General features: G+C 66.9%; 24 protein-coding genes and 1 pseudogene. 13 read left to right on the forward strand and 12 right to left on the reverse strand.

What is annotated here, in order from left to right; all coding sequences use genetic code 11:
* Window positions 1–147: 147 nt before the first annotated feature.
* Together ACIBW7_RS08605 and ACIBW7_RS08610 are read left to right on the forward strand one after the other, a co-directional pair.
* The gene (locus ACIBW7_RS08605) at window positions 148–699 is read left to right on the forward strand and encodes a DUF3000 domain-containing protein (protein WP_397045777.1); all 552 of its coding nucleotides are present in this window, start codon (window positions 148–150) and stop codon (window positions 697–699) included.
* 22 nt (window positions 700–721) lie between these two features.
* Window positions 722–1999, forward strand: coding sequence for an HRDC domain-containing protein (locus tag ACIBW7_RS08610; protein ID WP_397045424.1), 1278 nt, complete (start codon window positions 722–724; stop codon window positions 1997–1999).
* Between the two features lie 14 nt (window positions 2000–2013).
* Here the strand turns inward: ACIBW7_RS08610 and ACIBW7_RS08615 are convergent, their stop codons facing one another.
* Entirely contained in the window at window positions 2014–2430 is a 417-nt protein-coding gene (locus ACIBW7_RS08615) for an SRPBCC family protein (protein WP_397045426.1), read from the reverse strand.
* Between the two features lie 107 nt (window positions 2431–2537).
* Between ACIBW7_RS08615 and ACIBW7_RS08620 the strand changes: the two genes are divergently transcribed.
* A complete protein-coding gene (locus ACIBW7_RS08620; RefSeq protein ID WP_397045428.1) occupies window positions 2538–3107 on the forward strand; it encodes a CGNR zinc finger domain-containing protein in 570 nt (189 codons plus the stop codon).
* A 108-nt stretch (window positions 3108–3215) separates the two neighbouring features.
* Here ACIBW7_RS08620 and dxs read toward each other — a convergent pair whose 3' ends face one another.
* Window positions 3216–5159, reverse strand: coding sequence for a 1-deoxy-D-xylulose-5-phosphate synthase (dxs, locus tag ACIBW7_RS08625; protein WP_397045430.1), 1944 nt, complete (start codon window positions 5157–5159; stop codon window positions 3216–3218).
* A 250-nt stretch (window positions 5160–5409) separates the two neighbouring features.
* On the opposite strand from dxs, the pseudogene ACIBW7_RS08630 reads away from it, so the two are divergent.
* From ACIBW7_RS08630 to ACIBW7_RS08640, 3 genes and pseudogenes are all read left to right on the forward strand, one after another.
* Window positions 5410–5926: pseudogene (locus tag ACIBW7_RS08630) on the forward strand (glutaminase); the annotation flags it as partial.
* Between the two features lie 175 nt (window positions 5927–6101).
* The gene (locus tag ACIBW7_RS08635) at window positions 6102–6785 is read left to right on the forward strand and encodes an SIMPL domain-containing protein (protein ID WP_397045432.1); all 684 of its coding nucleotides are present in this window, start codon (window positions 6102–6104) and stop codon (window positions 6783–6785) included.
* Between the two features lie 63 nt (window positions 6786–6848).
* Window positions 6849–7652 (forward strand): enoyl-CoA hydratase, encoded by an 804-nt coding sequence (locus ACIBW7_RS08640; RefSeq protein WP_397045434.1) that lies wholly within the window; start codon window positions 6849–6851, stop codon window positions 7650–7652.
* Window positions 7653–7655: 3 nt separating this feature from the next.
* On the opposite strand, the gene ACIBW7_RS08645 is transcribed toward ACIBW7_RS08640, so the two are convergent.
* From ACIBW7_RS08645 to ACIBW7_RS08655, 3 genes are read right to left on the reverse strand one after another with little or no spacing between them, the layout of a single operon-like run.
* Window positions 7656–7832 (reverse strand): DUF1330 domain-containing protein, encoded by a 177-nt coding sequence (locus tag ACIBW7_RS08645; RefSeq protein WP_397045435.1) that lies wholly within the window; start codon window positions 7830–7832, stop codon window positions 7656–7658.
* A gap of 45 nt (window positions 7833–7877) precedes the next feature.
* A complete protein-coding gene (locus tag ACIBW7_RS08650) occupies window positions 7878–9500 on the reverse strand; it encodes a class I SAM-dependent RNA methyltransferase (protein ID WP_397045437.1) in 1623 nt (540 codons plus the stop codon).
* Window positions 9497–11485, reverse strand: a complete 1989-nt coding sequence (locus ACIBW7_RS08655; protein WP_063043644.1) for an APC family permease — start codon at window positions 11483–11485, stop codon at window positions 9497–9499. The genes ACIBW7_RS08650 and ACIBW7_RS08655 overlap by 4 nt, the downstream gene beginning before the upstream one ends.
* 243 nt (window positions 11486–11728) lie before the next feature.
* Here ACIBW7_RS08655 and ACIBW7_RS08660 point away from each other — a divergent pair, with 243 nt between their 5' ends.
* Both ACIBW7_RS08660 and ACIBW7_RS08665 read left to right on the forward strand, forming a co-directional pair.
* The gene (locus ACIBW7_RS08660; protein ID WP_397045439.1) at window positions 11729–12394 is read left to right on the forward strand and encodes a potassium channel family protein; all 666 of its coding nucleotides are present in this window, start codon (window positions 11729–11731) and stop codon (window positions 12392–12394) included.
* A 2-nt stretch (window positions 12395–12396) separates the two neighbouring features.
* The gene (locus ACIBW7_RS08665) at window positions 12397–13068 is read left to right on the forward strand and encodes a TrkA family potassium uptake protein (RefSeq protein ID WP_040692534.1); all 672 of its coding nucleotides are present in this window, start codon (window positions 12397–12399) and stop codon (window positions 13066–13068) included.
* A gap of 40 nt (window positions 13069–13108) precedes the next feature.
* Here the strand turns inward: ACIBW7_RS08665 and ACIBW7_RS08670 are convergent, their stop codons facing one another.
* From ACIBW7_RS08670 to ACIBW7_RS08680, 3 genes are all read right to left on the reverse strand, one after another.
* Entirely contained in the window at window positions 13109–13744 is a 636-nt protein-coding gene (locus ACIBW7_RS08670) for a sigma-70 family RNA polymerase sigma factor (RefSeq protein ID WP_397045441.1), read from the reverse strand.
* A gap of 150 nt (window positions 13745–13894) precedes the next feature.
* The gene (locus ACIBW7_RS08675; protein WP_397045443.1) at window positions 13895–14623 is read right to left on the reverse strand and encodes a DUF3159 domain-containing protein; all 729 of its coding nucleotides are present in this window, start codon (window positions 14621–14623) and stop codon (window positions 13895–13897) included.
* Between the two features lie 3 nt (window positions 14624–14626).
* Window positions 14627–15004 (reverse strand): OB-fold nucleic acid binding domain-containing protein, encoded by a 378-nt coding sequence (locus tag ACIBW7_RS08680; protein ID WP_063043609.1) that lies wholly within the window; start codon window positions 15002–15004, stop codon window positions 14627–14629.
* Window positions 15005–15134: 130 nt separating this feature from the next.
* Here ACIBW7_RS08680 and ACIBW7_RS08685 point away from each other — a divergent pair, with 130 nt between their 5' ends.
* A complete protein-coding gene (locus ACIBW7_RS08685; protein WP_397045445.1) occupies window positions 15135–15851 on the forward strand; it encodes an alpha/beta fold hydrolase in 717 nt (238 codons plus the stop codon).
* On the opposite strand, the gene ACIBW7_RS08690 is transcribed toward ACIBW7_RS08685, so the two are convergent.
* Window positions 15848–16825, reverse strand: coding sequence for a DUF3710 domain-containing protein (locus ACIBW7_RS08690; protein WP_397045779.1), 978 nt, complete (start codon window positions 16823–16825; stop codon window positions 15848–15850). The two genes, ACIBW7_RS08685 and ACIBW7_RS08690, sit on opposite strands and share 4 nt — an antisense overlap.
* Window positions 16826–16830: 5 nt before the next feature.
* Window positions 16831–17328, reverse strand: a complete 498-nt coding sequence (dut, locus tag ACIBW7_RS08695; protein ID WP_397045447.1) for a dUTP diphosphatase — start codon at window positions 17326–17328, stop codon at window positions 16831–16833.
* A 159-nt stretch (window positions 17329–17487) separates the two neighbouring features.
* Between dut and ACIBW7_RS08700 the strand changes: the two genes are divergently transcribed.
* Window positions 17488–17967 (forward strand): DUF3093 domain-containing protein, encoded by a 480-nt coding sequence (locus tag ACIBW7_RS08700; RefSeq protein ID WP_397045781.1) that lies wholly within the window; start codon window positions 17488–17490, stop codon window positions 17965–17967.
* A 65-nt stretch (window positions 17968–18032) separates the two neighbouring features.
* Here ACIBW7_RS08700 and ACIBW7_RS08705 read toward each other — a convergent pair whose 3' ends face one another.
* Complete coding sequence (locus tag ACIBW7_RS08705; protein WP_040692543.1) at window positions 18033–18335, reverse strand: DUF4193 domain-containing protein; 303 nt, start codon at window positions 18333–18335, stop codon at window positions 18033–18035.
* A gap of 374 nt (window positions 18336–18709) precedes the next feature.
* Here ACIBW7_RS08705 and cei point away from each other — a divergent pair, with 374 nt between their 5' ends.
* A complete protein-coding gene (gene cei / locus ACIBW7_RS08710) occupies window positions 18710–19390 on the forward strand; it encodes an envelope integrity protein Cei (protein WP_040692557.1) in 681 nt (226 codons plus the stop codon).
* Window positions 19391–19454: 64 nt separating this feature from the next.
* Here the strand turns inward: cei and ACIBW7_RS08715 are convergent, their stop codons facing one another.
* Window positions 19455–20360, reverse strand: coding sequence for an inositol monophosphatase family protein (locus ACIBW7_RS08715; protein WP_397045449.1), 906 nt, complete (start codon window positions 20358–20360; stop codon window positions 19455–19457).
* Window positions 20361–20540: 180 nt separating this feature from the next.
* Between ACIBW7_RS08715 and ppgK the strand changes: the two genes are divergently transcribed.
* Window positions 20541–21299, forward strand: a complete 759-nt coding sequence (gene ppgK / locus ACIBW7_RS08720; RefSeq protein ID WP_397045451.1) for a polyphosphate--glucose phosphotransferase — start codon at window positions 20541–20543, stop codon at window positions 21297–21299.
* Window positions 21300–21495: 196 nt separating this feature from the next.
* Complete coding sequence (locus tag ACIBW7_RS08725; protein ID WP_357469448.1) at window positions 21496–22869, forward strand: RNA polymerase sigma factor; 1374 nt, start codon at window positions 21496–21498, stop codon at window positions 22867–22869.
* Window positions 22870–23006: the final 137 nt, after the last annotated feature.

Consider the following 23006-nt stretch of genomic DNA (forward strand, 5'->3'; position numbering starts at 1 on the left):
AAGGCCCTCTAGCGGCGCGCCTCCGACTGCGCCGGGCACGCAAGGTCTACCGTCGGTTCCGTGACACCGCTCGACTTCCGCGACGGAGCCGCACCGACCGAAGGACCCAACGGCGAGCCAGCTCAATTTCGCGCCGCGGTCGATGCGATGGGCACCGCAACCGTGCACCCTCGAATCGAGCTGGCACCGATCCGACCCCCACAACGCCTGGCACCCTTTTCCTACGCACTAGGCGCGGAAGTCAAACACCCCGAAACAAATGTGGTGCCGGTCGATTCCGAGGGCGACGCCTTCGGCAGGCTTATCCTGCTGCACGATCCCGAGGGCGCCGAGGCCTGGCACGGCATCTTCCGCTTGGTGGCCTACATCCAGGCCGATATCGATGCGGCACTGGCCACCGACCCGCTGCTGCCCGAGGTCGCCTGGAGCTGGCTGGTCGACGCGCTCGAAACCCGCGGCGAGCCGTTTACCGCGCTCGGCGGCACCGTCACCTCCACCAGCTCGGTGCGCTACGGCGATATCGCCGGACCGCCGCGCGCACACCAATTGGAGCTGCGCGCCTCCTGGACCGCGACGACCACCGATATGCGCCCGCACGTGGAAGGCTTCTGCGAAGTGCTGGCCTACGCGGCCGGTTTGCCGCCCGCCGGAATCACCCATCTGCGACCGGAGTCGTATACCAGCAACGACCACACCTGATCGCCACGTAAAGTTCAGGTTTATGTCGGTAGCAGACGAGTCCGAGCAAAGCAACACGCCACCAGAAAGCACGGCGGAGCCGCTGCTCGTGCCTGCCGACGGTGTGCCCCCCGTGCTCGTCACCGCAGCAGAGGTCGCCGACGCCGCTGCTCGGCTCGCGGCGGGCACCGGCCCACTGGCCGTCGATGCCGAGCGCGCATCCGGTTTCCGATATTCGGCGCGTGCCTACCTGATCCAGTTGCGGCGCGCGGGTTCGGGCAGTTTCCTGATCGATCCGATTCCAGTCGCCGATGCGCTCGAACCGCTGGCCGCCGCGATCAACGACCTGGAGTGGGTGCTGCATTCGGCGGACCAGGATCTACCCGGACTCGCCGAACTCGGCCTGCGCCCCGCGCGACTGTTCGACACCGAGTTGGGTGGCAGGCTGGCCGGTTTCGAGCGCGTCGGACTGGCGGCCATGGTGGAGCGACTGCTCGGCCGAGCGCTGCGCAAGGGACATGGCGCGGCCGACTGGTCGACCCGGCCGCTGCCCGACGATTGGCTGAACTACGCGGCACTCGATGTCGAATTGCTGCTCGAGCTGCGCGACGAGGTGGCCGCCTCGCTCGATGCCCAGCACAAGACCGACTGGGCCGCACAGGAATTCGAGCACGTCCGGATCACCGAACCCGGTACGCCGAAGGCCGACCGCTGGCGGCGCACCTCCGGCATCCACACCCTGCGCCGAACCCGCCAACTGGCCATCGTGCGCGAACTGTGGACCACCAGGGATACCCTCGCCCGCACCCGCGATGTCGCCCCCGCCCGCATCCTCCCGGACGCCGCGATCATCGCCGCCGCGAATGCCGAACCGCGCACCATCGCCCAACTGCGCACCCTGGCGGTCTTCGGCGGGCCACGCCAACGCCGCTACTCCCGCGACTGGCTCGCCGCCGTCGACCGCGGCCGCACCCTCCCCGACACCGACCTACCACCCCTGACCCAACCGTTCGAGGGACCGCCCCCGGTGAACCGCTGGGAGCGCCGCGATCCTGCCGCCGCGGCTCGACTGGTGCGAGCGCGCGCGGCTATGGGGGAACTGTCCACCGAGTACGCGATCCCGGTGGAGAATTTGCTCTCCCCGGACCTGGTGCGCCGCTTGTGCTGGGACGGGCTCCCCGATTACGACCGTGTAGGCGAGCTCGACGACCTATCCGCCGCGATCGACGGATTCCTCAAGTCGGGTGGCGCCCGACCCTGGCAGCGAGAACTCGCGGTCCCCCGACTCGCCGCCGCCCTGACCCCGACCCCCGACGAGTAGGCCGAACTCCGCATTCAGGACGAGGTCACGACGGCGGTCTCGACGGACTGCTTGAAGACCTGCAGGCCGTGCTCCATGGATGCGCCGAATGCGTCCGCGAGTTCGTGCGGCAGGGTGTCGTGAATCCAGACGAAGCGGCTGCCGTCGGCGTGCGGGAAAACCTGCATGGACGAGTTGTCGTGCCCCGGGGTGACGCTCCCGCCGACGATCGAGAACACGATCCGGCGTTCGGCTTCGTCGAGCGCGATGAACCGCTCGTGTAGCACCGTGCCGTTCGCGAAGGTGACGATGCGCAGGTCCGGACCGTCGAGGGTGCTGCCGGTGACGAAGCCGGGCGCCATGCGCTCCGGGCCCTGCGCGAAGTCGCCGATGATCGCCCACAGTTCCTCGGCGGGCGCCTCGATGATGATCTCCCTCGTGACCGATCCCATGACTGATCCTCCTGTGCCGGAGCGGAGTCTCCGCTCGGGATAACTTATGTTTCCAAAACGGTAGTTAGGTAACCAGCCATCGTCAATGGGCGGTTACTATTGATTTCATGTCCGACACAGTCGATGCCGCACCCGCGGCGCTCGCTCGTCTCGTAGAGTTCGTCAACACCCGCCGCGCGGACGGCGACGCCATCGGCACGCCCGAGCAGTTGACGACTTGGCTCCGCACACACGAATTGCTGCCAGAGGGCTCAGCCGATACGGCCGCACGAGAGCGAACCGTCCGAGTCCGCGAGGGTCTGCGCGCCCTACTCGCCACGAACAACGCCGAACCCGTCACCAGTCCCCGTCCGGACGGTCTGAACCCGGCCGCCCGCACCGAACTCGCCGCGCTCACCGCGGCGCTGCCACTGATTCTGGACGTGACCAGCACCCCGCCCCGCTTGGTCCCGCACACCAACGACCGCGTCGACCACGCCCTGGCCACCCTGCTCGCCGATGTCGCCGCCGCCGTCGCGGCGGGCACCTGGTCACGCCTCAAGACCTGCCGGGAACCGAGCTGCCGCTGGGCCTTCTACGATCATTCCCGCAACCGCGGCCGCACCTGGTGCTCGATGGACGTCTGCGGCAATCGCGTGAAAGTCCGTGCCTCCCACCGCCGTAACGCAGCACGATAGACCCAGACACCGACAGGCTGTCGCCTATGGGTCGGCGACCAGAGCGTGCCGAGCGGACCGGCACCGAGGAACCTGTCGATCGATCCCTGCGATCACCGGTCGCAAGCACTAATGACGGTGCCGCCCAGCGCCAGTCGGCACCGGACCCCCGACTCGGCGTGCGTCGAGCCAGCCCGAGATGCGTCGGGCGATATCGGTAGCCGTCAGTCCGAGCTCCTCGTGCACCTCGTTGCGCGACGCGTGGTCCAGGAAGTGTTGCGGCACACCGAGATCGCGGGTCGGCACATCCAAGCCCGCACCGCGCAAGCGCGCGGATACGGTGGATCCGATGCCACCGTGCAGACCGCCGTCTTCCAGAGTCACTACGAGACGGTAGTTTTCGGCGAGTTTGACCACGGTATCGGAAACCGGCAGCACCCACCGCGGATCGATGACCGTGACCGAAATCCCTTCCGGCTCCAGCAGATCCGCGACCGCGACCGCGGTCGATGCGAAGGGGCCGACCGCGACCAGCAGTACATCACCGCGCTGGGCTCGCGCAGAGCCGCCCTCACGCTCGGGCAGCCGCAGCACATCGACGCCATCGAGCCGCTCGACGGCAGAAATATCCTCGGCCACACTGCCCTTCGGGAAGCGGATGGCGGTCGGTCCGTCGCTCACCGCGAGCGCCTCGGCCAACTCCTCACGCAACGTCGCCGCATCGCGCGGGGCCGCAACGCGCATGCCAGGAATGATGCCGAGCACCGACAGATCCCACATGCCGTTGTGCGAGGCGCCGTCCGGACCGGTGATTCCAGCGCGATCCAGCACCACCGTCACCGGCTGCTTCAGCAGTGCGACATCCATAAGCAACTGGTCGAAGGCGCGGTTGAGGAACGTGGAGTAGATCGCCACCACCGGATGCATGCCGCCGAGGGCGAGTCCGGCCGCGGAGGCCATCGCGTGCTGTTCGGCGATGCCGACGTCGAACATCCGCTCCGGGAACCGCTCCCCGAATGCCGCCAGACCGGTCGGGCCGGGCATGGCCGCGGTGATCGCGACGATATCGTCGCGCTTCTCCGCATGCGCAATCAGCTCCTGGGAGAACACCGAGGTCCAGCCGAGCGCCTTGGGGCCGCCGAGCGGGCGGCCGGTGAGCGGATCGATCGGATCACAGGCGTGCATCTGGTCGGCGACGTGGTTCTCGGCGTGCGAGTAGCCACGGCCCTTCTGCGTCACCACATGCACGACCACCGGACCGCCGAAATCCTTCGCGCGACGCAGCGCCGCTTCCAACGCGACGGTGTCGTGGCCGTCCACCGGCCCGACGTACTTCAGCCCGAGATCGCTGAACAGCTCCTGCGGACTCACTGCATCCTTGATCCCGGCCTTCACCGCGTGCACCATCGAGTACGCGGATTCACCGACGCGCGGAATGCTCTTGAGGATCCGCTTCCCCGCATCCAGCGCATGCTCGTAGGCGGGCTGAGTGCGCAGCGCGGTCAACCGGTCGGCGAGGCCGCCGATGGTCGGCGCATAGGAGCGCCCGTTGTCGTTGACTACCACGACGACGGGCCGGTCCGGCGCCGCGGCGATATTGTTCAACGCCTCCCAGCACATGCCCCCGGTGAGCGCGCCGTCGCCGACGACCGCGACCACATGCCGGTTCTGCCCGGTCAGCGCGAAGGCCTTCGCCAGACCGTCGGCATAGGAGAGCGAGGCCGAGGCGTGCGAGGACTCGACCCAGTCGTGGGCACTCTCGGACCGGCTCGGGTAGCCGGACAATCCACCCTGCTTGCGCAGCGTGTCGAACTGATCCTTGCGACCGGTGAGGATCTTGTGCACGTAGGCCTGATGCCCGGTGTCGAAGATCAACGGATCGGCCGGCGAGTCGAAGATCCGGTGTAGTGCGATGGTCAGCTCGACCACGCCGAGATTGGGGCCGAGGTGCCCGCCGGTGACGGCGACCTTCTGCACCAGGAACTCGCGAATCTCCTCCGCCAGTTCACCCAATTCGGCAACGGTCAGCCGTCGCAGGTCTTCGGGCGTATCGACCCGGGAAAGCACTCCCACCTGAACTCGCTCCCTCCGGATAGCGCATCTGATCCGATCAGTCTACGGAGCCGCGCCAGCGGCTCCGCACGACAATGCCTCGCCACCAGCCGACTTCGCGTGGAAGTGTGAGCCTCCACACGAATCGCCAGCCCATCCGAAGACACGCTCGAGCGGACGAGGTCGCCGGTCCACCTAACGTTACCCAGCTTAGAGTGGACCCGTGGCCCTGCCCGAGCAGACGGTTCCGCAAACGGTCGACCCCGGCGTCTTGGCACGCATCGTCACCGATGTCTACGAATTGTGCCGCGCCGACGATTCCGGGGAACTCGCCGATTACATCCCCGAACTGGCTGCCGTACAACCCGATTCGTTCGGACTGTGCCTGGCCACCGTGGACGGACGGGTCTACGGTACCGGCGACGTCACCACCGAGTTCACCATCCAGTCGATCTCCAAACCCTTCACCTACGCACTCGCACTGGCCGATCGGGGCATCGGCGACCGTCGCCGAGCAAATCGCTGGCGAACTCTCCGGCGACGCGTTCGACGAGATCAGCCCGGATCCGGTGACCGAACACCCGCGCAATCCGATGATCGATGCGGGCGCCATCACAGTGGCCGCATTCATCACCGGCCGCGACCCGCCCCACCGCTTCGGGCGCATCCGGCGCTGCTGCTCCCGCTTCGCCGGGCGCCGGCTCACTATGAACGAGGCGGTGTGCGCATCGGAGGCGCGCACCGGATTCCGCAATCGCGCCATCGGCTACCTGCGGCGCTCCGCCGGACCTCGAGCTCGCGCTGTTCGAGCGACTCGCCGCGGAGCGCATACGCAGATGGATCCGGCGGTGCGCGCGATCGCCGTGCGCGGCGGCGATTATCGACCGGTTTTGTCCGGGCCGAGGGGGACATTTCCGAAGCATCGACCGTTGCGTCTGAAACCGATGAAGTCAGGAGAGCGCCGTGAGCAAGAACAAGTCCCACGACACCGGGGGCACGGTCACCACCTTCGGGTCCGGCAGCGCCCGTGCCACCCCGGATCTGATGCGCGTCACCATCTCCATCGAAACCCGGGCCGGCAAGGTCGCGCTCGCGTACGGCCAGGCCGGTGAGCGCGTCGCCGCCGTCACCGAATCGCTGCGCTCCGATGGCGTTCCCGACACCGATATCGCGACCAGCGGACTGTCGGTGCGCACCGAAACCGTCTGGCTCGAAGGCGGTGGCTCCAAGATCACCGGTTACGTCGCGACCACCGACCTCACCGTCGTGCTGCGCGATATCGGCGAAACGGCCGATCCGGGCCCCGCCACGATCATCGCCAACTGTGTCGACGCCGGTGGTGACGATGTCCGCCTGGGCGGCCTCGATCTCGGTTTCGCCGATCAGGAGAGCCTGCTCATCCGCGCCCGCGATGCCGCTTGGGACAACGCGCTCGCCAAGGCCGAACAGTATGCGGGCCGTGCGCGGCGCACCCTCGGCCCGGTTCTCGAAATCACCGAGAACGCCACCTCCGCCCCGCCCGCCACGCCCCGGCTCATGGCCATGTCGGCCCCGATGAACGAGTCGTACGGCGGCGCTCCGGTTCCGGTCGAACTAGGCGAATCCGAAATCTCGGCGACCATCCGCGCGACCTGGCGGCTCGACTGATTCCATCTGACCTAACGCTTGCTTGGGTATAGTGAGGGCCTCATCGCGTCTGAAGGGGTCCGCATGTCGTTCGTGCTCATCGAGAAACCGCGACCGCAGGTCGCGCTGGTCACGCTCAATCGGCCGGAACGGATGAACGCGATGGCCTTCGATGTGATGATCCCGCTGCGCGAGGCCCTCGAAGCGGTCAGTGCCGATAACCAAGTGCGGGTCGTGGTGCTCACCGGCGCGGGCGAGGGCTTCTGCTCGGGCGCGGATCTGCAGAACGCCGGTCGGATTCCCAATACCGAAGGTCTGAGCAAGACCAGCGTTGCGCGGCGCTCGATGGATCTGCTCAACGATGTGATGATCACGCTGCGGCGGATGAACCAACCGGTCATCGGCGCGATCAACGGTGCGGCGATCGGCGGTGGCTTCTGTCTCAGCGTCGCCACTGATATCCGAATCGCAGGTGAGGACGCCTACTTTCGCGCGGCGGGCATCAATAACGGCCTCACCTCAGCGGAATTGGGCATCAGCTATCTGCTGCCGCGCGCCATCGGTGCCTCGCGCGCCTTCGAAATCATGTTGTCAGGCCGGGATATCGACGCGGTCGAGGCCGAACGGATCGGCCTCGTCTCGCGCGTCGTGCCCACCGCCGAACTGCTGGATACATCCTACGACCTGGCCGAACGGATCATCAGCTTCAGCCGCGTCGGCACCGAGCTCACCAAGCGCATGCTGTGGAGCGGTATGGAAGCCGGCGGTTTCGAATCCCATATGCAACACGAGGGCATGTCCCAGCTCTACGTCCGCCTCACCACCGAGAATTTCGACGAAGCCATCCGAGCGCGGCGAGACGGGCGGCCACCGGTATACGAAGACTGACCTTCACGAGCGGCGGTCCATGCCATTGATCAGCAGCGTCACCGTATCCGCGCCCGCGTGGCGGTCCTTCGAGATCTCCTGGTACTCAGGGGAATCCGCCCACTCGCGGAATGAAGGCTCGTCCGGGAACACGCGACCGTCCTGTTGACCTGCTTCCCGCTCGACCGCGATGGGCTCCACCTGATCTCGAGGCGGCCTGTGCTCTGCGCCAACGCGTTACAGGTCTCAACGCTCCAGCAGTGCGAGGCATTCGACGTGGTGGGTGCCGGGGAAGGCGTCGAAGGCGCGTAGATCAGCGAGGTGGTAGCCCGCCGATCGGTAGAGGCCGAGATCGCGGGCGAATGAGGCCGGATCGCAACCGATATGGATGATGCGGGACGGGCCGCTGGTGGTCACGGCGGTGACGACCTCCTTGCCGGCGCCCGCGCGGGGCGGATCCAGGACGACCACATCCGGGGCGGCGCTGCTGGCGTGTTCGGCCAGCCAGTGTTCGACACGCTGGGCACGCAGGTCCAGCCAGGGCAGATCACGTAGCGCGGCACTACCATCGGCGACTGCGGACCGCGTCGATTCCACCGCGAGCACCGAACCGGTCTGACCGACCTGTCCGGCCAGTCGGGCCGCGAAAACCCCTACGCCGCTGTACAGGTCCCACGCCCGCTCCCCGTGACCGAGCCCCGCCCACCCGGCGACCACATCCGAATAACATTGTGCCGCACCATGATGCGCCTGCCAGAACCCGGTCGCCGCGAGCTCCCACCGCCGCCCGGCCACATACTCGACCGTCCGACCGCTACCGCCCATCACCCACTCGTCCCGAGCCGCATGCGTCGCCGCCCGCCGCGCCGCCGCCCGCCGCCGAACCCCCTCTCCCCCAACCGATCCGGACTGATCACTGCCTCGCGAGGCTTCGCCGCCGATATCATCCCGGCGAGACCGATCCCGACGCCTGCCCCGATCCCACTCGCCATCGCGCCCCGGTTCTGCACCACGACGACTCCGACCATCCGTATCACCGGGCAGGGCCTGAGGGCCGTCGCCGTCATCGATACGCCGCCATTCCGATCCGCCCCGACGGCCTTCGTCGCCATGTCCACGTGCACCGGTCCGCGGCGACTCGCTGCCGGGCCCCCGCTCAGCGGCGCGACGCTTTCCGGAACGCCGGTCTGTCTCCCGCCTGCCACGCCGATCCCCACCTCGTCTCGAAGGCCGTTCGGACTGAGCACGTCCCGCAACCGCCGACGGAGCCAATTCGACGATGTGCCGCATCCCATCGCCGTCGACCGCGACCACCAGATCCGCGCCGGGGGTCCACAGTCGGTCCGCGATGCCGTCCATCGCACCCGGAACCGGTTGGGGGCAGCGCAGATCGGTGAGCACCCCGGTGCTGCGGTACCCGTGTACTCCGGCTCGCCCCTCGGCGTCGACGGCCAAGCGGACGCGGGTGCGCCAGCCGACGGTGGCGTCGGCCGGATATCCGGCGATCGGCTCCACGGTGATATCTCGTTCGATTCCGGCGATGCGATGCAGCTGCTCCGCGACCACCGCCGCCTTCAGCGCCCGCTGCGCGGCGGGGGTGGCGAAGGAGAAATCGCAGCAGCCCGCGCCACCGGGACCGGAGACTGGACAGGTGGCGGGAACGCGATCCGGGGATGCCTCCAGGATTTCGATCGCATCGGCACGGCAGAACGAACCCCCGCGATCCTCGGTGACCCGCACTCGAACCAGTTCATCGGGCAGTCCGTGTCGCACGAAGACCACCCGGCCCTCGTGCCGCGCGACACAGAATCCGCCGTGCCCGGGCGGCCCGAGCCGTACCTGGAAAGTGTTCGAGCGCCAGTCGGTCACCCTCGGTCCTCGTACCCGCGCCGCACCGCACCGGGCGCATTCACCACACCGGCTTGCCTGGCCTTCGCGGACGACGTCAACTGCCACGGCACACTCGTCACCATGACACCCGGCTCGAACAGCAACCTGCCCTTGAGCCGCAAGGCGCTCTGGTTGTGCAGAATCTGCTCCCACCAGTGTCCGACAACGTATTCCGGAATGAATACAGTCACCACATCGCGCGGCGAATCCCGACGCACCCGCTTGACGTAATCCAATACCGGCTTGGTTATTTCGCGATAGGGCGATTCGATCACCTTGAGCGGCACCGTGATATCGCTGCGCTCCCACTCCCGCACCAGCGCCCTGGTGTCGGCCTCGTCGACATTCACCGTCACCGCCTCCAAAGTGTCGGGGCGGGTCGCACGCGCGTAGGCCAGCGCCCGGCGCGTCGGCAGATGCAGTTTGGACACCAGCACGATCGAATGCGACCGACTCGGCAGCACGCCGTCCCATTCGTGCTCATCGAGTTCGCGGGAAACCGAATCGTAGTGCCGCCGAATGAGTTTCATCACAACGAAGATCGCCACCATGGTGCAGATCGCGATCCAGGCACCGGCGAAGAACTTGGTGATCAACACGATGACCAGCACCGTTCCGGTGGCACTCAGCCCGATCGCGTTGATCACCCGCGAACGCTTCATCCGCGCCCGCTGCGACGGATCGGTTTCGGTGCGTAACAACCGGGTCCAGTGCCGCAGCATGCCGGTCTGGCTGAGCACGAACGAGACGAACACCCCGACGATGTACAGCTGGATGAGCTTGGTCACCTCGGCGCCGAACACCACGACGAATGCGACGGCCGCACCCGAGAGGAACAGAATGCCGTTGCTGAACGCCAATCGGTCGCCACGGGTGTGCAACTGCCGTGGCAGGTAACGGTCCTGCGCCAGAATCGAACCCAGCACCGGGAAGCCGTTGAACGCGGTATTCGCGGCGAGCACCAGGATCAGCGCGGTCACCGTGGTGATGAAGAAGAAGCCGATCGGGAAGCCGTGGAAGACGGTCTCGGCCAGCTGGGCGATGAGCGTCTTCTGGTGGTAGTCCGCGGGCGCGCCGATCAACTCGGATTCGTTGTGCGCGTACACGATCCCGATCTTCTGGGCCAGGATGATGATGCCCATCAGCAGTGCGATCGCGATACTGCCGAGCATCAGCAGCGTGGTCGCGGCGTTGCGCGACTTGGGTTTCCGGAATGCGGGCACACCATTGCTGATCGCCTCGACACCGGTCAGCGCGGCACAGCCGGAGGAGAACGCCCGCGCGATCAGGAAGGTGAACGCGAGTCCGTATAGGTGCTCCTCCTCGGCATTGAGCTGGAAGCCCGCCGATTCGGCGCGCAGGTCGTCGCCGAGTACGAAGATGCGGAACAACCCCCACCCCAGCATCGCGAACATGCCGAAGATGAAGGCGTAGGTCGGAATCGCGAAGGCGACACCCGATTCCCGGATGCCGCGCAGATTGATCGATGTCAGCACGACGATGGCGACGACCGCGAACAACACCTTGTGCGTGGCGACGAACGGAATCGCGGACCCGATATTCGACGCCGCCGAGGAGATGGATACCGCAACCGTGAGCACATAGTCGACAAGCAGCGCACTGCCGACGGTGAGCCCGGCATTGGGCCCGAGATTCGTGGTCGCGACCTCGTAGTCACCGCCGCCGGAGGGGTAGGCGTGCACATTCTGCCGATAGCTGGCGACCACCACGGCCATCACGAATGAGACGGCCAGACCAACCCAGGGCGCATAGACGTAGGCAGAAATGCCTGCCACCGAAAGAACGAGGAAGATTTCCTCCGGAGCGTAGGCCACCGAGGACATAGCATCGGAGGCGAACACCGGGAGCGCGATTCGCTTCGGCAGCAGGGTATGGCCCAGCGCATCGCTACGGAAAGGCCTGCCCAGCAGCAAACGTTTGGCTGCCGTCGTCAACTTGGACACTGGAGCGAGCATAGATCCCCGCAGGATGGACCGCTCCCTCGGCTGGTTCGCGCCGTATGTTTGGTTGACAGGCGGAGGGGAAATTGGGCCATGGAAACATCTGGCGGGTACGGTTCGATGCCGAGGTAAGCAAACCGAACGCCCTGCGCGGTGCGAGCTCACGGCCCGGAGGCGGTAGCTTGCGTAACCACGTAGGCCTGCGAGTGCCGCCAATTGAACACAGTTTCCAGGAACGAGGTTGCGGTGTACGTAGTGATCATGGGTTGCGGACGGGTCGGCTCATCGCTGGCACGCGCCCTGGTCCGGGTCGGCCATGAGGTCACCGTGATCGACCGGGACCACAGCGCCTTCCTGCGCCTCGGCGAGGACTTTCCGGGCGAGCGGGTAGTCGGCGTCGGCTTCGACCGGGATGTGCTGACCCGTGCGGGAATCGAGCGGGCCGACGCTTTCGCCGCCGTCTCCTCCGGCGACAACTCCAACATCATCTCCGCGCGGGTGGCCCGGGAAATGTTCGGTGTGCAGCGCGTGGTCGCGCGCATCTACGACGCCAAACGCGCCGCCGTCTACGAGCGCCTCGGCATTCCGACCATCGCCACCGTGCCGTGGACAACCGACCGCTTCCTCACCACGCTGATCGGGGACGGCGGCACCACCACCTGGCGGGATCCGACGGGCACCGTCGCGGTAGCCCAGTTGACGCTGCACGAGGAGTGGTACGGGCGCACCGTGCGCGATCTGGAGCGCAACGTGGGCGTCAGGGTCGCCTTCATCATCCGGTTCGGTCAGGGCCTGCTCCCCGAGAGCAAGACCGTGGTCCAAGCCGACGACGTCGTCTATGTCGCAGCCACCTCCGGCTCCGTCGGCGAGGCCGTCGCCTTGGCCGGTAAGCCCCCAGCAAGCGAGGACTGAACATGAAAGTGGCGATCGCCGGAGCCGGCGCCGTCGGCAGATCGATAGCCAGGGAGCTATTGCGGGGCGGCCATCGGGTAATGCTGCTCGAGCGCCAGCTCGACCACATCGACCCCGCCGCCATCCCGGATGCCGTCTGGGTCCATGCCGACGCGTGCGAACTCGCACTGCTGGAGGACGCGGGCCTGCAGACCTACGAGGTCGTCATCGCCGCCACCGGTGACGATAAGACGAATCTGGTGCACAGTCTGCTCGCCAAGACCGAATTCGGCGTGCGCCGAGTGGTGGCGCGGGTCAACGACCCACGCAATGAGTGGCTCTTCGATGCGTCCTGGGGCGTCGATGTCGCGGTGTCGACGCCGCGGCTGCTGGCCTCACTGGTGGAAGAGGCGGTCTCGGTCGGCGATCTGGTCCGGCTGATGACGCTGCGGCAGGGTCAGGCCAATCTGGTCGAGATCACCCTGCCCAGCGATACCGCCTTGGCGGGCAAGCCGGTCCGGACGCTCACCCTGCCGCGCGACGCCGCCCTGGTGACGATTCTGCGCGGCGGCCGGGTGATCGTGCCGCAGCCCGATGATCCCTTCGAGGGCGATGACGAGCTGTTGTTCGTGACCTCCGTGGAGGCCGAGGAAGACCTGCGGGTGGCGCTGGCCACGCACGGTATCAAACCCTGACTCCCCGACAAGGCTGATACGGATCAGCGCCTGTCCGACCTCAGGATGCGGCCGCGAGTCGCGCGCGCAGCTTGTTCAGCGCGCGATGCTGCATCACCCGAACCACGCCGGGACTGGTGCCGATGGCCTCGGCGGTCTGCGCCGCGGTCCAGCCGAGCACGATCCGCATCACCAGCACCTCGCGGTGCGCGGGCGCCAGGATCTTCATCAATTCCCGGGTGGCCTCGCGCCGTTCGGACGCGATCGCCCACTCCTCCGGGCCGGCGGCGGTCGATGCCACATCGGGCACCTCGTCGACCGGGTACATCGGGTGCAGCTGCGAACGCCGGAACGCGTCGGCCACCTTATTGGCCGCGATACCGTAGACGAAGGCCAGGAACGACTTGCCCTGATCGCGGTAACGCGGAATGGCGTTGACGGTGGCCAGCAGGATCTCCTGCACCACATCGTCGGCCGTGACGTGCAGATGTGCGGTATTGCCAAGGCGCGCACCGCAATACCGGCGCACGAGCGGGTGGACCAGCCGGATGATCTCGGTGACCGCCGCACGGTCGCCCGCGGCCGCCGGACCGATCAATTTATCCAGTTCGGCCGATACCCGGCGGCTCTCCGACAGGGCCGGGTTGTGGTGGGCCTGGTTCTTCGACAGTGTCGCAATGCTGTGCTCGGTAGCCAACTTCCGAGTCCTTCCTCGCCGATCGTGCATTTTTTTGCTTGCACTGATCGTCTGATGAACTCGGTCGCCCAACCAGGCACCCCAGGGTGCGGACTCCCACACCTCCGGCGGCGATTCGTTAACACCCCAGCGGAATTCGGGGCGGGATTCCTAGGCCGTTTCGGCGGCCGTATTCCGGCGCACCGGCAGATGTCCGGCCCGGCGCACCGCCCACACGGTGACGGCAAGCGCGACGGCGGTCAGCGGCCAGCCCATCGCGATGCGCGCGAAGGCCAGCCAGCCGGTGCGATCGGTGTCATAGAGCTGTGACTGCACCAGATAGCGCGCGCCGAACACGATCACCCAAGTGGTGGTCGCCAGGTCGTAGAGACGCACGACGCGGCGGTCGGACCGCCATTCGGTGCCGTGGCCGTTGAGTACACCCCAGATCACGCCGACCAGCGGCCAGCGCACCAGCATCGACACCAGGAACACCCCGGCGTATACCAGGCTGGTGTAGATGCCGAACAGGAAGAAACCCTTCGCCTCACCCATGCGGTAGGCGATGAACGCGCAGATGCCCACCCCGAGGAAGCCGGAGATCGCGGGCTGGATCGGACTGCGCCGCACCAGCCGCCACACCAGAATCGCGGCCGCCACGCCGAGTGCCGACCAGATCGCCGCGGTCAGCCCGGCGAAGGTGTTCACGGGCACGAAAACCAGCACCGGCAGCGTCGAGTAGATCAGGCCGCTGAAGCCACCCAACTGCTCGAGGAGGGTTTGTTCGGCCTCTTCGGTTTCGGCGTCGACAGAGCGATCTACGACGTCGGACGGGCCCGCGTCGATCGGCTCACGACCTCGGGTGTGGATCTCGGCGGCGTTCTCGTTGCTCGATGGCATACGTCAGCTGTTCTCACGCAATTCGTAGTAGGGGTTGTAGATCACCTTACGACCATCCCGGTCACCCACACGACCGCGGACGAGAATCTTGCGTCCCGGTTCGATACCGGGAATACGGCGGCGGCCGATCCACACCAGACTGATGGCATCGGTGCCGTCGAAGAATTCTGCTTGAACACTGGCGCCGACGGACTTCGGACACGCCTCGACACTGCGTAGTCGACCGAGCATGGTGGCCTCGTCACCGCGCTGACAGTCCGAGGCCCGACAGGCACCCGACGCATCGGCCGATTCGGCGAGTTCCTCGGCGTCCAACTGATCGAGATCCTCGGTCAGCCTGCGGCTCAGTCGGCGAAAATAACCTGAGGCGGCGGATGACATTTGACGCTCTCCTGCGTGGAGCAAGACGACGTGGGTCCCACGCCATCATGGTTGTTCCGGTAACGACCGGCTTAAGGCCGTATACCCGCCACTGTAGATGGGCAACCCTCCCCCCGCTACGCTCGGACCGGTGTTCGACTCCCCACATTTCGCGCCGGACCACAGCGGCCGGACCCCGATCGCCGTGGCGTTGCCGGGAACCGGCTCGGATGCCGACTTCGCGCGCCGTGCCTTCGGACCGGCTTGTGCGGCACGTGGAATCGAATTCATCGCCGTCGAACCCGACCCGTGCGGAGTGGTTGCCGGGTACCGGGCGGCGCTCGACGAGGCCGCCGGGCGCGGCCCGGTCCTGGCTACCGGAATCTCCCTCGGCGCGGCGGTCGCGCTCGAATGGGCGGCTGAACATCCCGGGGCGGCAACCGGCGTAGTGGCGGCGCTACCGGCCTGGACCGGTCCCGATACCGCCGCCTGCCCAGCCGCGCTCAGCGCCGCCGCCACCGCGGCCCAGTTGCGCGCGGACGGGCTCGACGCGGTGGTCGAGCGCATGCGAGCGAGCAGCCCGCGCTGGCTCGCCGACGCGCTCACCCAGTCCTGGCATTCGCAGTGGCCGCGGCTGCCCGAGGCGCTGCAGGAGGCCGCCGACTACAAGTGGCCCGATGCGGAACGACTCGGCACCGTCGAGGTGCCCGTCACCATCGTCACCGCCGTCGACGATCCGGTGCACCCGCTGTCGGTCGCCGAGGAATGGGCCGAGCTGATCCCGCGCGCCGAGCTGATCCGGATCACCCTCGATGAACTCGGCGCGGATCCCGCGATTCTCGGAAACACGGGACTCGCGGCGTTCTAGTTCAGCCCGAGCTGCTGCATGGCGGAGCCGTCCGCGCCGCGGCGCGGTTCATTCGGCATACGCGGCGGGACCAGCGGCTGGGGTGTGGGCTGGACCGCGGCCTGCTGTGCGGTCATTGCCTGCTGCTGTGCGTCCACCTGCGCCTGATGCGCGGCGGCCAGCTGCTCGGCCAGCTCCGGCGGCAGCACGACGGCCAGCGGCTCGCGCACCGGCATCGGATCGTCGCCGCGCCGAATCACGGTCTCGGTCAAGATCGCTCGCGCGGCCCGCACCAGCGGCCCACCGTCATCGGCGGCGCCCTGCGGCCCCGCGGCCACGAGGCGCACCATCCATCGCGGACCGTCCACCCCGATGAAGCGCAGGTCCGCGCCCTCGGTGATGGCGAGTAGTTCCCGGCCCCACGGTCCGGTCTCCACCGCGACCCTGGCGCCGTCCTTGCGTAGCGATTCGGCCAGATCCGCTGCCACCGAGCGCCATTGACCCGCCGACTTGGGTGCGGCATAGGCCGCGACGGTGATCCGACCGTGTTCGGTCGCCAGGTGCACCGCCTGCGGTGTGCCGTCCGGGGTCATCTCGACCTGTAATTGGCCGCCCGGCGGCACCGGCAGGATCACCGAACCCAGATCGAGGCGCTGATCGGACACATTGTCCAGCAGCTCGGCCACCTCGTCATAGTCGTACGGACCGGATTTGGGCATATCCACGACATCGTCATCGTCGTAGTCGTGCTCGTCGTACTCGGATTCGTCGTACTCGGGTTCGTCGTCGTAGTGTGCGGCGACGTACTCGGCTGGGACGATCGGATTCTCGTCGGTGATCGGATCGACGATGGGGTTCTCGTCGGTGATCGGCTCATCGTCGTAATCCGCGTCGCCATAGGCGGCATACTCGCGGTATTCGTCGGCGTAATCGTCGCCGTACCGGTCCTCGGCGTATTCGTCACGCCCTCCGGACTTGCGTCTCTTCCCGAACATGCCGGTCATGCCTCCTTGCCGAGAGTGGCCGCCTCGTCGGCCGACGCGGCCAGACTGGCGTGGCCACCGCTCGACCCGTAACCGCCCGCACCCCGCGTCGTGTCGTCGAGCACGTCGACCTCCACGAAATCGACCAGTTCCACCCGCTGCACCAGCAACTGCGCGATCCGATCCCCGCGACGCAATTCGATCGGGGTGCGCGGATCGTGATTGATCAGGCACACCTTGATTTCGCCCCGATAGCCCGCATCGACGGTGCCCGGCGTATTCACCACGGACAGACCGGTTTTCGCGGCGAGTCCGGACCTGGGATGGATCAGGCCGACCGTGCCGACCGGCAGTGCGACCGCGACGCCGGTGCCGACCAGCACGCGCTCTCCCGGTTCGATGATGACGTCCTCTGTAGTGCACAGGTCGACGCCCGCGTCTCCGTGGTGGGCACGCGTTGGCACCGGGATGCCGGGATCAAGCCGCAGCAAAGGTATGGCTGAAAGGGCGCTCATGACTGCGCCTCGCTGACGCTCGGCTCCGTCATGACCGCCCGGGCGGCTGTGTTCAATATTCGCTCGCTGCGCTCGCTCACGTTCACCGAGCCTACGCGTACGGCCTCGACCTCAGTGAATTAGTGTTGAGTCGTGTCGGACCAGCCCAACCCAGTGACTATGGACGAACAACACCGAAGCTTCGAGCCCTACCGCGAGCGCCTGTGGGTGCCGTTGTGGTGGTGGCCGATCGCGTTCGCCGTCGCCGGGTTGCTGGCCGCCGAAATCCACATGGGCGCACCAGGTCTGCGCGCCTGGTTGCCCTACGCGTTGCTGTTTCCGGTGCCGGTGTGGGTGCTGTTGTGGCTGAGCCGTCATCAGGTGGAGGTCGCTCAGGACGGCTCCGGCATCCGCGAACTCCGCGCCGATCGCGCGCATCTGCCGGTGAACTTCGTGGCCAGATCGGCCACGGTGGCCCCAACCGCCAAGAGTGCGGCGCTGGGCCGCCAGCTCGACCCCGCCGCCTATGTCCAACATCGGCCATGGGTGGGGCCGATGGTGCTACTTGTACTCGACGACCCGGACGATCCGACGCCGTACTGGTTGATCAGTACGCGACGGCCGGACCGGGTCTTGGCCGCGCTTGGCATACCTGGCTGAGGCCGGGCGTGCCGAGCGCGGGCTGACCGTTGATCTCGGCTGGAGATCAGATCTCGCGCCGGAGATCAGGCTGCACAGTCCATGCAGATCAGCTGACCGCCACTCTCACTGGCCAGCCTGCTCCGGTGATGGACCAGGAAACAGCTGGAACAGGTGAACTCGTCGGCCTGCTTCGGGATCACCCGAACTGTCAGGACTTCCTCGGACAAGTCCGCGCCGGGAAGCTCGAACGACTCCGCGGTATCGGATTCGTCGATATCCACGACGGCGGACTGTGCCTCGTTGCGACGAGCCTTCAGCTCCTCCAGCGAATCTTCCGACACTTCGTCGGATTCAGTGCGCCTCGGTGCGTCATAGTCGGTTGCCATGTCGTCTTCCCCTCGTCCTTACTCCGTATATCCCGGACCGGGCCACTCACACCGATTCCCTCGGAATCGGAATGACCAGCACCGCCCCGCCGGTGGTGCACGTCACACGTACACCGGTCCCCTATCCAGGGCGGATCATGCGGACCCACCTTTGATAGCGCTCGGTAAACGCAGGACATGCCCTTCTTGTTCCCGCGACCGACCACCGTTTTGGGCTGCGATGTTTCGATCTGGGCCGCCAGACAATAGCGGACGCCACGGCAAAAGTCGCAATCAAAACACAGACGATTCGAAACTGAGGGGTAATCGACACCAACCGTGAACTCGCCGAGACCTTACGCACTGGCGCGGACACATTTTCGTAGAGTATGCACGTGGTTTCACTCATCACCGAAGGCAGCGCAACGGATCGAACGGGTCAACCCTTCCTCCGGCGACGCAACCAGCCATGGTTGATCCTGGTCGGCGTCCTACTCCTGATCTGCACCGTGGTGTGGATCAAGGCCCTGACCACCGAGGACAGCAGCGGAACCGCGATGGCGTGCAATTCGCCGAGCCCGGCCACCGACGCGAAGTCGCCCCAACCGGCCCCGATGGGTCAGCGGGTGGGCCAATCGCGGCTGACCGACGTCGAACCGGCGGCGCTGGCCTCGTCGAAGGTCCGCGTGCTGAACGCGAACAACAAGAGCGGTCAGGCCTCGCACATCGCCTCGGCGCTCGGCGATCTGGGCTTCGCGAGCGCGCCGGGACAGCAATTCGGTAACGATCCGGTTTATGTCAACGGCGACCTGAACTGCACCGGCCAGATCCGCTTCGGCGTGAACGGGCGACCGGCCGCCGCCTCGGTCCAGTTGGTCGCGCCGTGCGCCGAGCTGATCGAGGATCAGCGCAACGACGACACCGTGGACCTGGTGCTCGGTTCGGTATTCGGCGAATCGCTGCGGCCGAGCCCCGACGCCGAAGAAGTGCTGAAATCGCTGAAGAATCCGGCACCGGGCGGATCGACGTCCATCGATCCCAAACTGTTGTCCGCGGCGCGCACAGCACGCTGCTGACCCTCCCCTGAACCGACCTTCATCGCCCCGGTCTGCCGCTTCGGCAGACCGGGGCGATCCGTTTTCAGGCGTCCGGGATCGCGGTGGTCGCGCCGACACGTTCGAGCAGTTCGGTCAATTCGTTCGCGATGCCCGGTGCTGCGGCAACGACCAACTCACCTGCCGCACCCGGGCTGGTCGCCGCGGGCAAGCGCAGCGCCGCACCCGCCTCCGCGGCGATCAAAGCGCCCGCCGCCCAGTCCCACGCGTTGAGTCCGTGTTCGTAGTAGGCGTCGACGCGGCCCTCGGCGACGAAGCACAAATCCAGTGCCGCCGCGCCCAGGCGGCGGATATCGCGGATCTCCGGCAGGATCTGCGCGATCAGCTCCGCCTGCCTGGCCCTGCGGTGTTTGCCGTACGCGAATCCGGTGGCCACCAAGGCCATCGCCGCCGATCGCACCGGTGTGCAGCGCAGGTGTTCCACGACGCCGTCACCGGTCACCTTCGTGGCTCCCATCCGCAGTCCGGCGCTGTAGGTGGCCGCCCGCGCGACATCGACCACCGCGCCGGCGACGGGTTGTCCGTCGCGCAGCGCGGCCACCGAAATCGCGTAGCCCGGAATGCCGTACAGGAAGTTCACGGTGCCGTCGATCGGGTCCACCACCCAGTGCACGGTGTCCTCGTCACCGCCGGCCAGGCTACCGCCGCCCTCCTCACCGAGGATCGGATCGCCGGGACGCGCTTCGTCGAGCAGGCGCCGGATCAGATCCTCGGTCTCGGTATCGACGATCGTCACCGGATCGGTGGGGTGGCCCTTGGCCTGCACGACCCCGTCACGCGCACCCTCCGGACCGAATAGCTCGGGCCGGCGCGAGCGCACATGCGCGGCCGCAGTTTCGGCGAGTTGGACCGCGATCCGGCGCAATTCGGCAACATCCTCGGATGGTGTCGCGGTCGGTCGGTCGGTAACTGACACTCTGGTCTCCGGCATGCCCCCATGCCATCACACATCCTCGGCGAACGGGAACCGATGCCCGCCCATTACTCTTGTCGTGCACGACACAGCGCCGTCGTCGGGCACATCGCCGCATGCTCCGCGACCAGCCGGTGGTGAGTTCCTGCGCGGCGGCGCGTTCATCACATCGGCCAGCACAGGGAACGAGGGAACGTCATGTCCGCTCGGGGGCACGCATTCGGTATCGATATCGGTGGCAGCGGCGTCAAGGGCGCCGCGGTGGATCTGGCCACCGGAGCAATGGTCCATGAGCGGATAAAGATCCTCACACCGCATCCCTCGACACCGCAGGCGGTCGCCGACGCGGTCGCCAAACTGGTCGCCCAGGCCGATTGGGACGGCCCGGTCGGCATCACGCTGCCCTCGGTCGTGCTGGAAGGTGTCGCGCAGACGGCCGCCAATATCGACAACGCGTGGATCGGCACCGACGCGCGGGCGCTGTTCGCCGCGGCACTCGACGGCCGCGCCGTCACCGTGCTCAACGACGCCGACGCGGCCGGTCTGGCCGAAGACCGCTACGGCGCGGCAAAGGAATTCGACGGTCTGGTGGTGCTGCTGACCTTCGGCACCGGCATCGGCTCAGCGCTGCTGTTCCACGGCACGCTGGTGCCCAATACCGAACTCGGCCATCTCGAGATCGGCGGCATGGAGACCGAACACCGCGCCGCCGCTTCGATCAAGGATCGCGACGGCCTGACCTACGAGCAGTGGGCCGCCCAGGTCAGCATTGTGCTCAGCGGCCTGGAGAATTTGTTCTGGCCGAAGGTCTTCGTCGCAGGTGGTGGCATCAGCCGCGATGCCGAACAATGGATTCCATTGCTGACCAACCGAACCCAGGTGATTCCCGCCCGGCTGGAGAACACCGCGGGCATCGTGGGGGCGGCCATGGCCATCGATGCGGGCATCGCACCGTAGACGCGCGGAGGGTGCGGCATAAGCCGTTGCCGGGATCGTGCCGTAGGTACCCTGGTTCGATCGTTACAATGGAACGTACTCCGGCCGCGAGCCGGAAACCCCAGACCCGGCGCTCAGCCGGTGAAACCCGACAGACCGCTCCGCCGGAACACCACTCTGGCGTGACGCCGCACGAGACCGTCACGAAAGGGCGTACGTGGTAGCCACGACCCGTCAGACCGCCGAATCGGCCGATGCCGACTCCGCAGATGTAACCGAAGCACGGCCGGTCCGCAAGGCTGCCGCGAAGAAGGCCCCGGCCAAGAAGGCCGCTGCCAAGAAGGCTCCGGCCAAGAAGGCCGCCGCCGCCAAGGCGACGAAGGGGCCGGCCAAGAAGGCCGGACCGAAGAAGGCCGGACCCGATGGCGAACCCGGCGGCGACGAGAACCTCGAGGCCGAGGATCTCGACATCGAGGATCTCGGCGATCTCGAGGTCTCCGAAGACGATCTCGCCGACGAGGCCGAGGAATTGGTCGAGGAAGTCGCCGAGGAAGTCGAGGAGAGCGAGACCGACGAACCGTCCGCCGCGGACAAGGCCTCCGGCGACTTCGTCTGGGACGAGGAGGAATCCGAGGCGCTGCGCCAGGCCCGCAAGGATGCCGAACTCACCGCATCGGCCGACTCGGTGCGCGCCTACCTCAAGCAGATCGGCAAGGTCGCACTGCTCAACGCCGAGGAGGAGGTCGAACTCGCCAAGCGGATCGAGGCCGGTCTCTACGCGGCGGAGAAGGTGCGCGAGTTCGCCGAGCAGGGTGAGAAGCTGCCGGTCGCGATGCGCCGCGACTACACCTGGATCGTGCGCGACGGCAACCGCGCCAAGAACCATCTGCTGGAAGCCAACCTGCGTCTGGTGGTCTCGCTGGCCAAGCGCTACACCGGCCGCGGCATGGCATTCCTGGACCTGATTCAGGAGGGCAACCTCGGCCTGATCCGCGCAGTGGAGAAGTTCGACTACACCAAGGGCTACAAGTTCTCCACGTACGCCACCTGGTGGATCCGGCAGGCCATCACCCGCGCCATGGCCGATCAGGCCCGCACCATCCGCATCCCGGTGCATATGGTCGAGGTCATCAACAAGCTCGGCCGCATCCAGCGCGAGCTGCTCCAGGATCTGGGCCGCGAGCCCACCCCGGAGGAGCTGGCCAAGGAAATGGATATCACGCCGGAGAAGGTCCTCGAGATCCAGCAGTACGCGCGTGAGCCCATCTCGCTGGACCAGACCATCGGCGATGAGGGCGACAGCCAACTCGGCGACTTCATCGAGGACTCCGAGGCTGTCGTCGCGGTGGACGCGGTGAGCTTCACGCTGCTGCAGGATCAGCTGCAGTCGGTGCTGGAGACGCTGTCCGAGCGTGAGGCGGGCGTGGTCCGGCTGCGCTTCGGCCTGACCGACGGCCAGCCGCGCACCCTCGACGAGATCGGCCAGGTCTACGGGGTCACCCGTGAGCGCATCCGGCAGATCGAGTCGAAGACCATGAGCAAGCTGCGCCACCCGAGCCGCTCGCAGGTCCTGCGCGACTATCTCGACTAGTTCGTTCTGCTCGATTTTTCCGAAGCGCCCGCGCCCAACAGCGCGGGCGTTTCGTTTTTTCGCAACCGGCCTTCTTGTCTTTCGGTCGACCGGCAACTCTGCCCGCATTCGCTCCGCCTACTGCCCCGCTATCGTCG

The sequence above is a fragment of the Nocardia sp. NPDC049526 genome (assembly GCF_044465765.1).
Lineage (GTDB): Bacteria > Actinomycetota > Actinomycetes > Mycobacteriales > Mycobacteriaceae > Nocardia.

What these genes read in the sequence shown, in the direction of transcription:
- ACIBW7_RS08605 (WP_397045777.1), top strand. Translation starts at nt 148, where the DNA reads ATGGGCACCGCAACCGTGCACCCTCGAATCGAGCTGGCACCGATCCGA.
- ACIBW7_RS08610 (WP_397045424.1), top strand. Translation starts at nt 722, where the DNA reads ATGTCGGTAGCAGACGAGTCCGAGCAAAGCAACACGCCACCAGAAAGC.
- ACIBW7_RS08615 (WP_397045426.1), bottom strand. Translation starts at nt 2,430, where the DNA reads ATGGGATCGGTCACGAGGGAGATCATCATCGAGGCGCCCGCCGAGGAA.
- ACIBW7_RS08620 (WP_397045428.1), top strand. Translation starts at nt 2,538, where the DNA reads ATGTCCGACACAGTCGATGCCGCACCCGCGGCGCTCGCTCGTCTCGTA.
- ACIBW7_RS08640 (WP_397045434.1), top strand. Translation starts at nt 6,849, where the DNA reads ATGTCGTTCGTGCTCATCGAGAAACCGCGACCGCAGGTCGCGCTGGTC.
- ACIBW7_RS08665 (WP_040692534.1), top strand. Translation starts at nt 12,397, where the DNA reads ATGAAAGTGGCGATCGCCGGAGCCGGCGCCGTCGGCAGATCGATAGCC.
- ACIBW7_RS08675 (WP_397045443.1), bottom strand. Translation starts at nt 14,623, where the DNA reads ATGCCATCGAGCAACGAGAACGCCGCCGAGATCCACACCCGAGGTCGT.
- ACIBW7_RS08680 (WP_063043609.1), bottom strand. Translation starts at nt 15,004, where the DNA reads ATGTCATCCGCCGCCTCAGGTTATTTTCGCCGACTGAGCCGCAGGCTG.
- ACIBW7_RS08690 (WP_397045779.1), bottom strand. Translation starts at nt 16,825, where the DNA reads ATGTTCGGGAAGAGACGCAAGTCCGGAGGGCGTGACGAATACGCCGAG.
- dut (WP_397045447.1), bottom strand. Translation starts at nt 17,328, where the DNA reads ATGAGCGCCCTTTCAGCCATACCTTTGCTGCGGCTTGATCCCGGCATC.
- ACIBW7_RS08700 (WP_397045781.1), top strand. Translation starts at nt 17,488, where the DNA reads ATGGACGAACAACACCGAAGCTTCGAGCCCTACCGCGAGCGCCTGTGG.
- ACIBW7_RS08705 (WP_040692543.1), bottom strand. Translation starts at nt 18,335, where the DNA reads ATGGCAACCGACTATGACGCACCGAGGCGCACTGAATCCGACGAAGTG.
- ACIBW7_RS08715 (WP_397045449.1), bottom strand. Translation starts at nt 20,360, where the DNA reads ATGCCGGAGACCAGAGTGTCAGTTACCGACCGACCGACCGCGACACCA.
- ppgK (WP_397045451.1), top strand. Translation starts at nt 20,541, where the DNA reads ATGTCCGCTCGGGGGCACGCATTCGGTATCGATATCGGTGGCAGCGGC.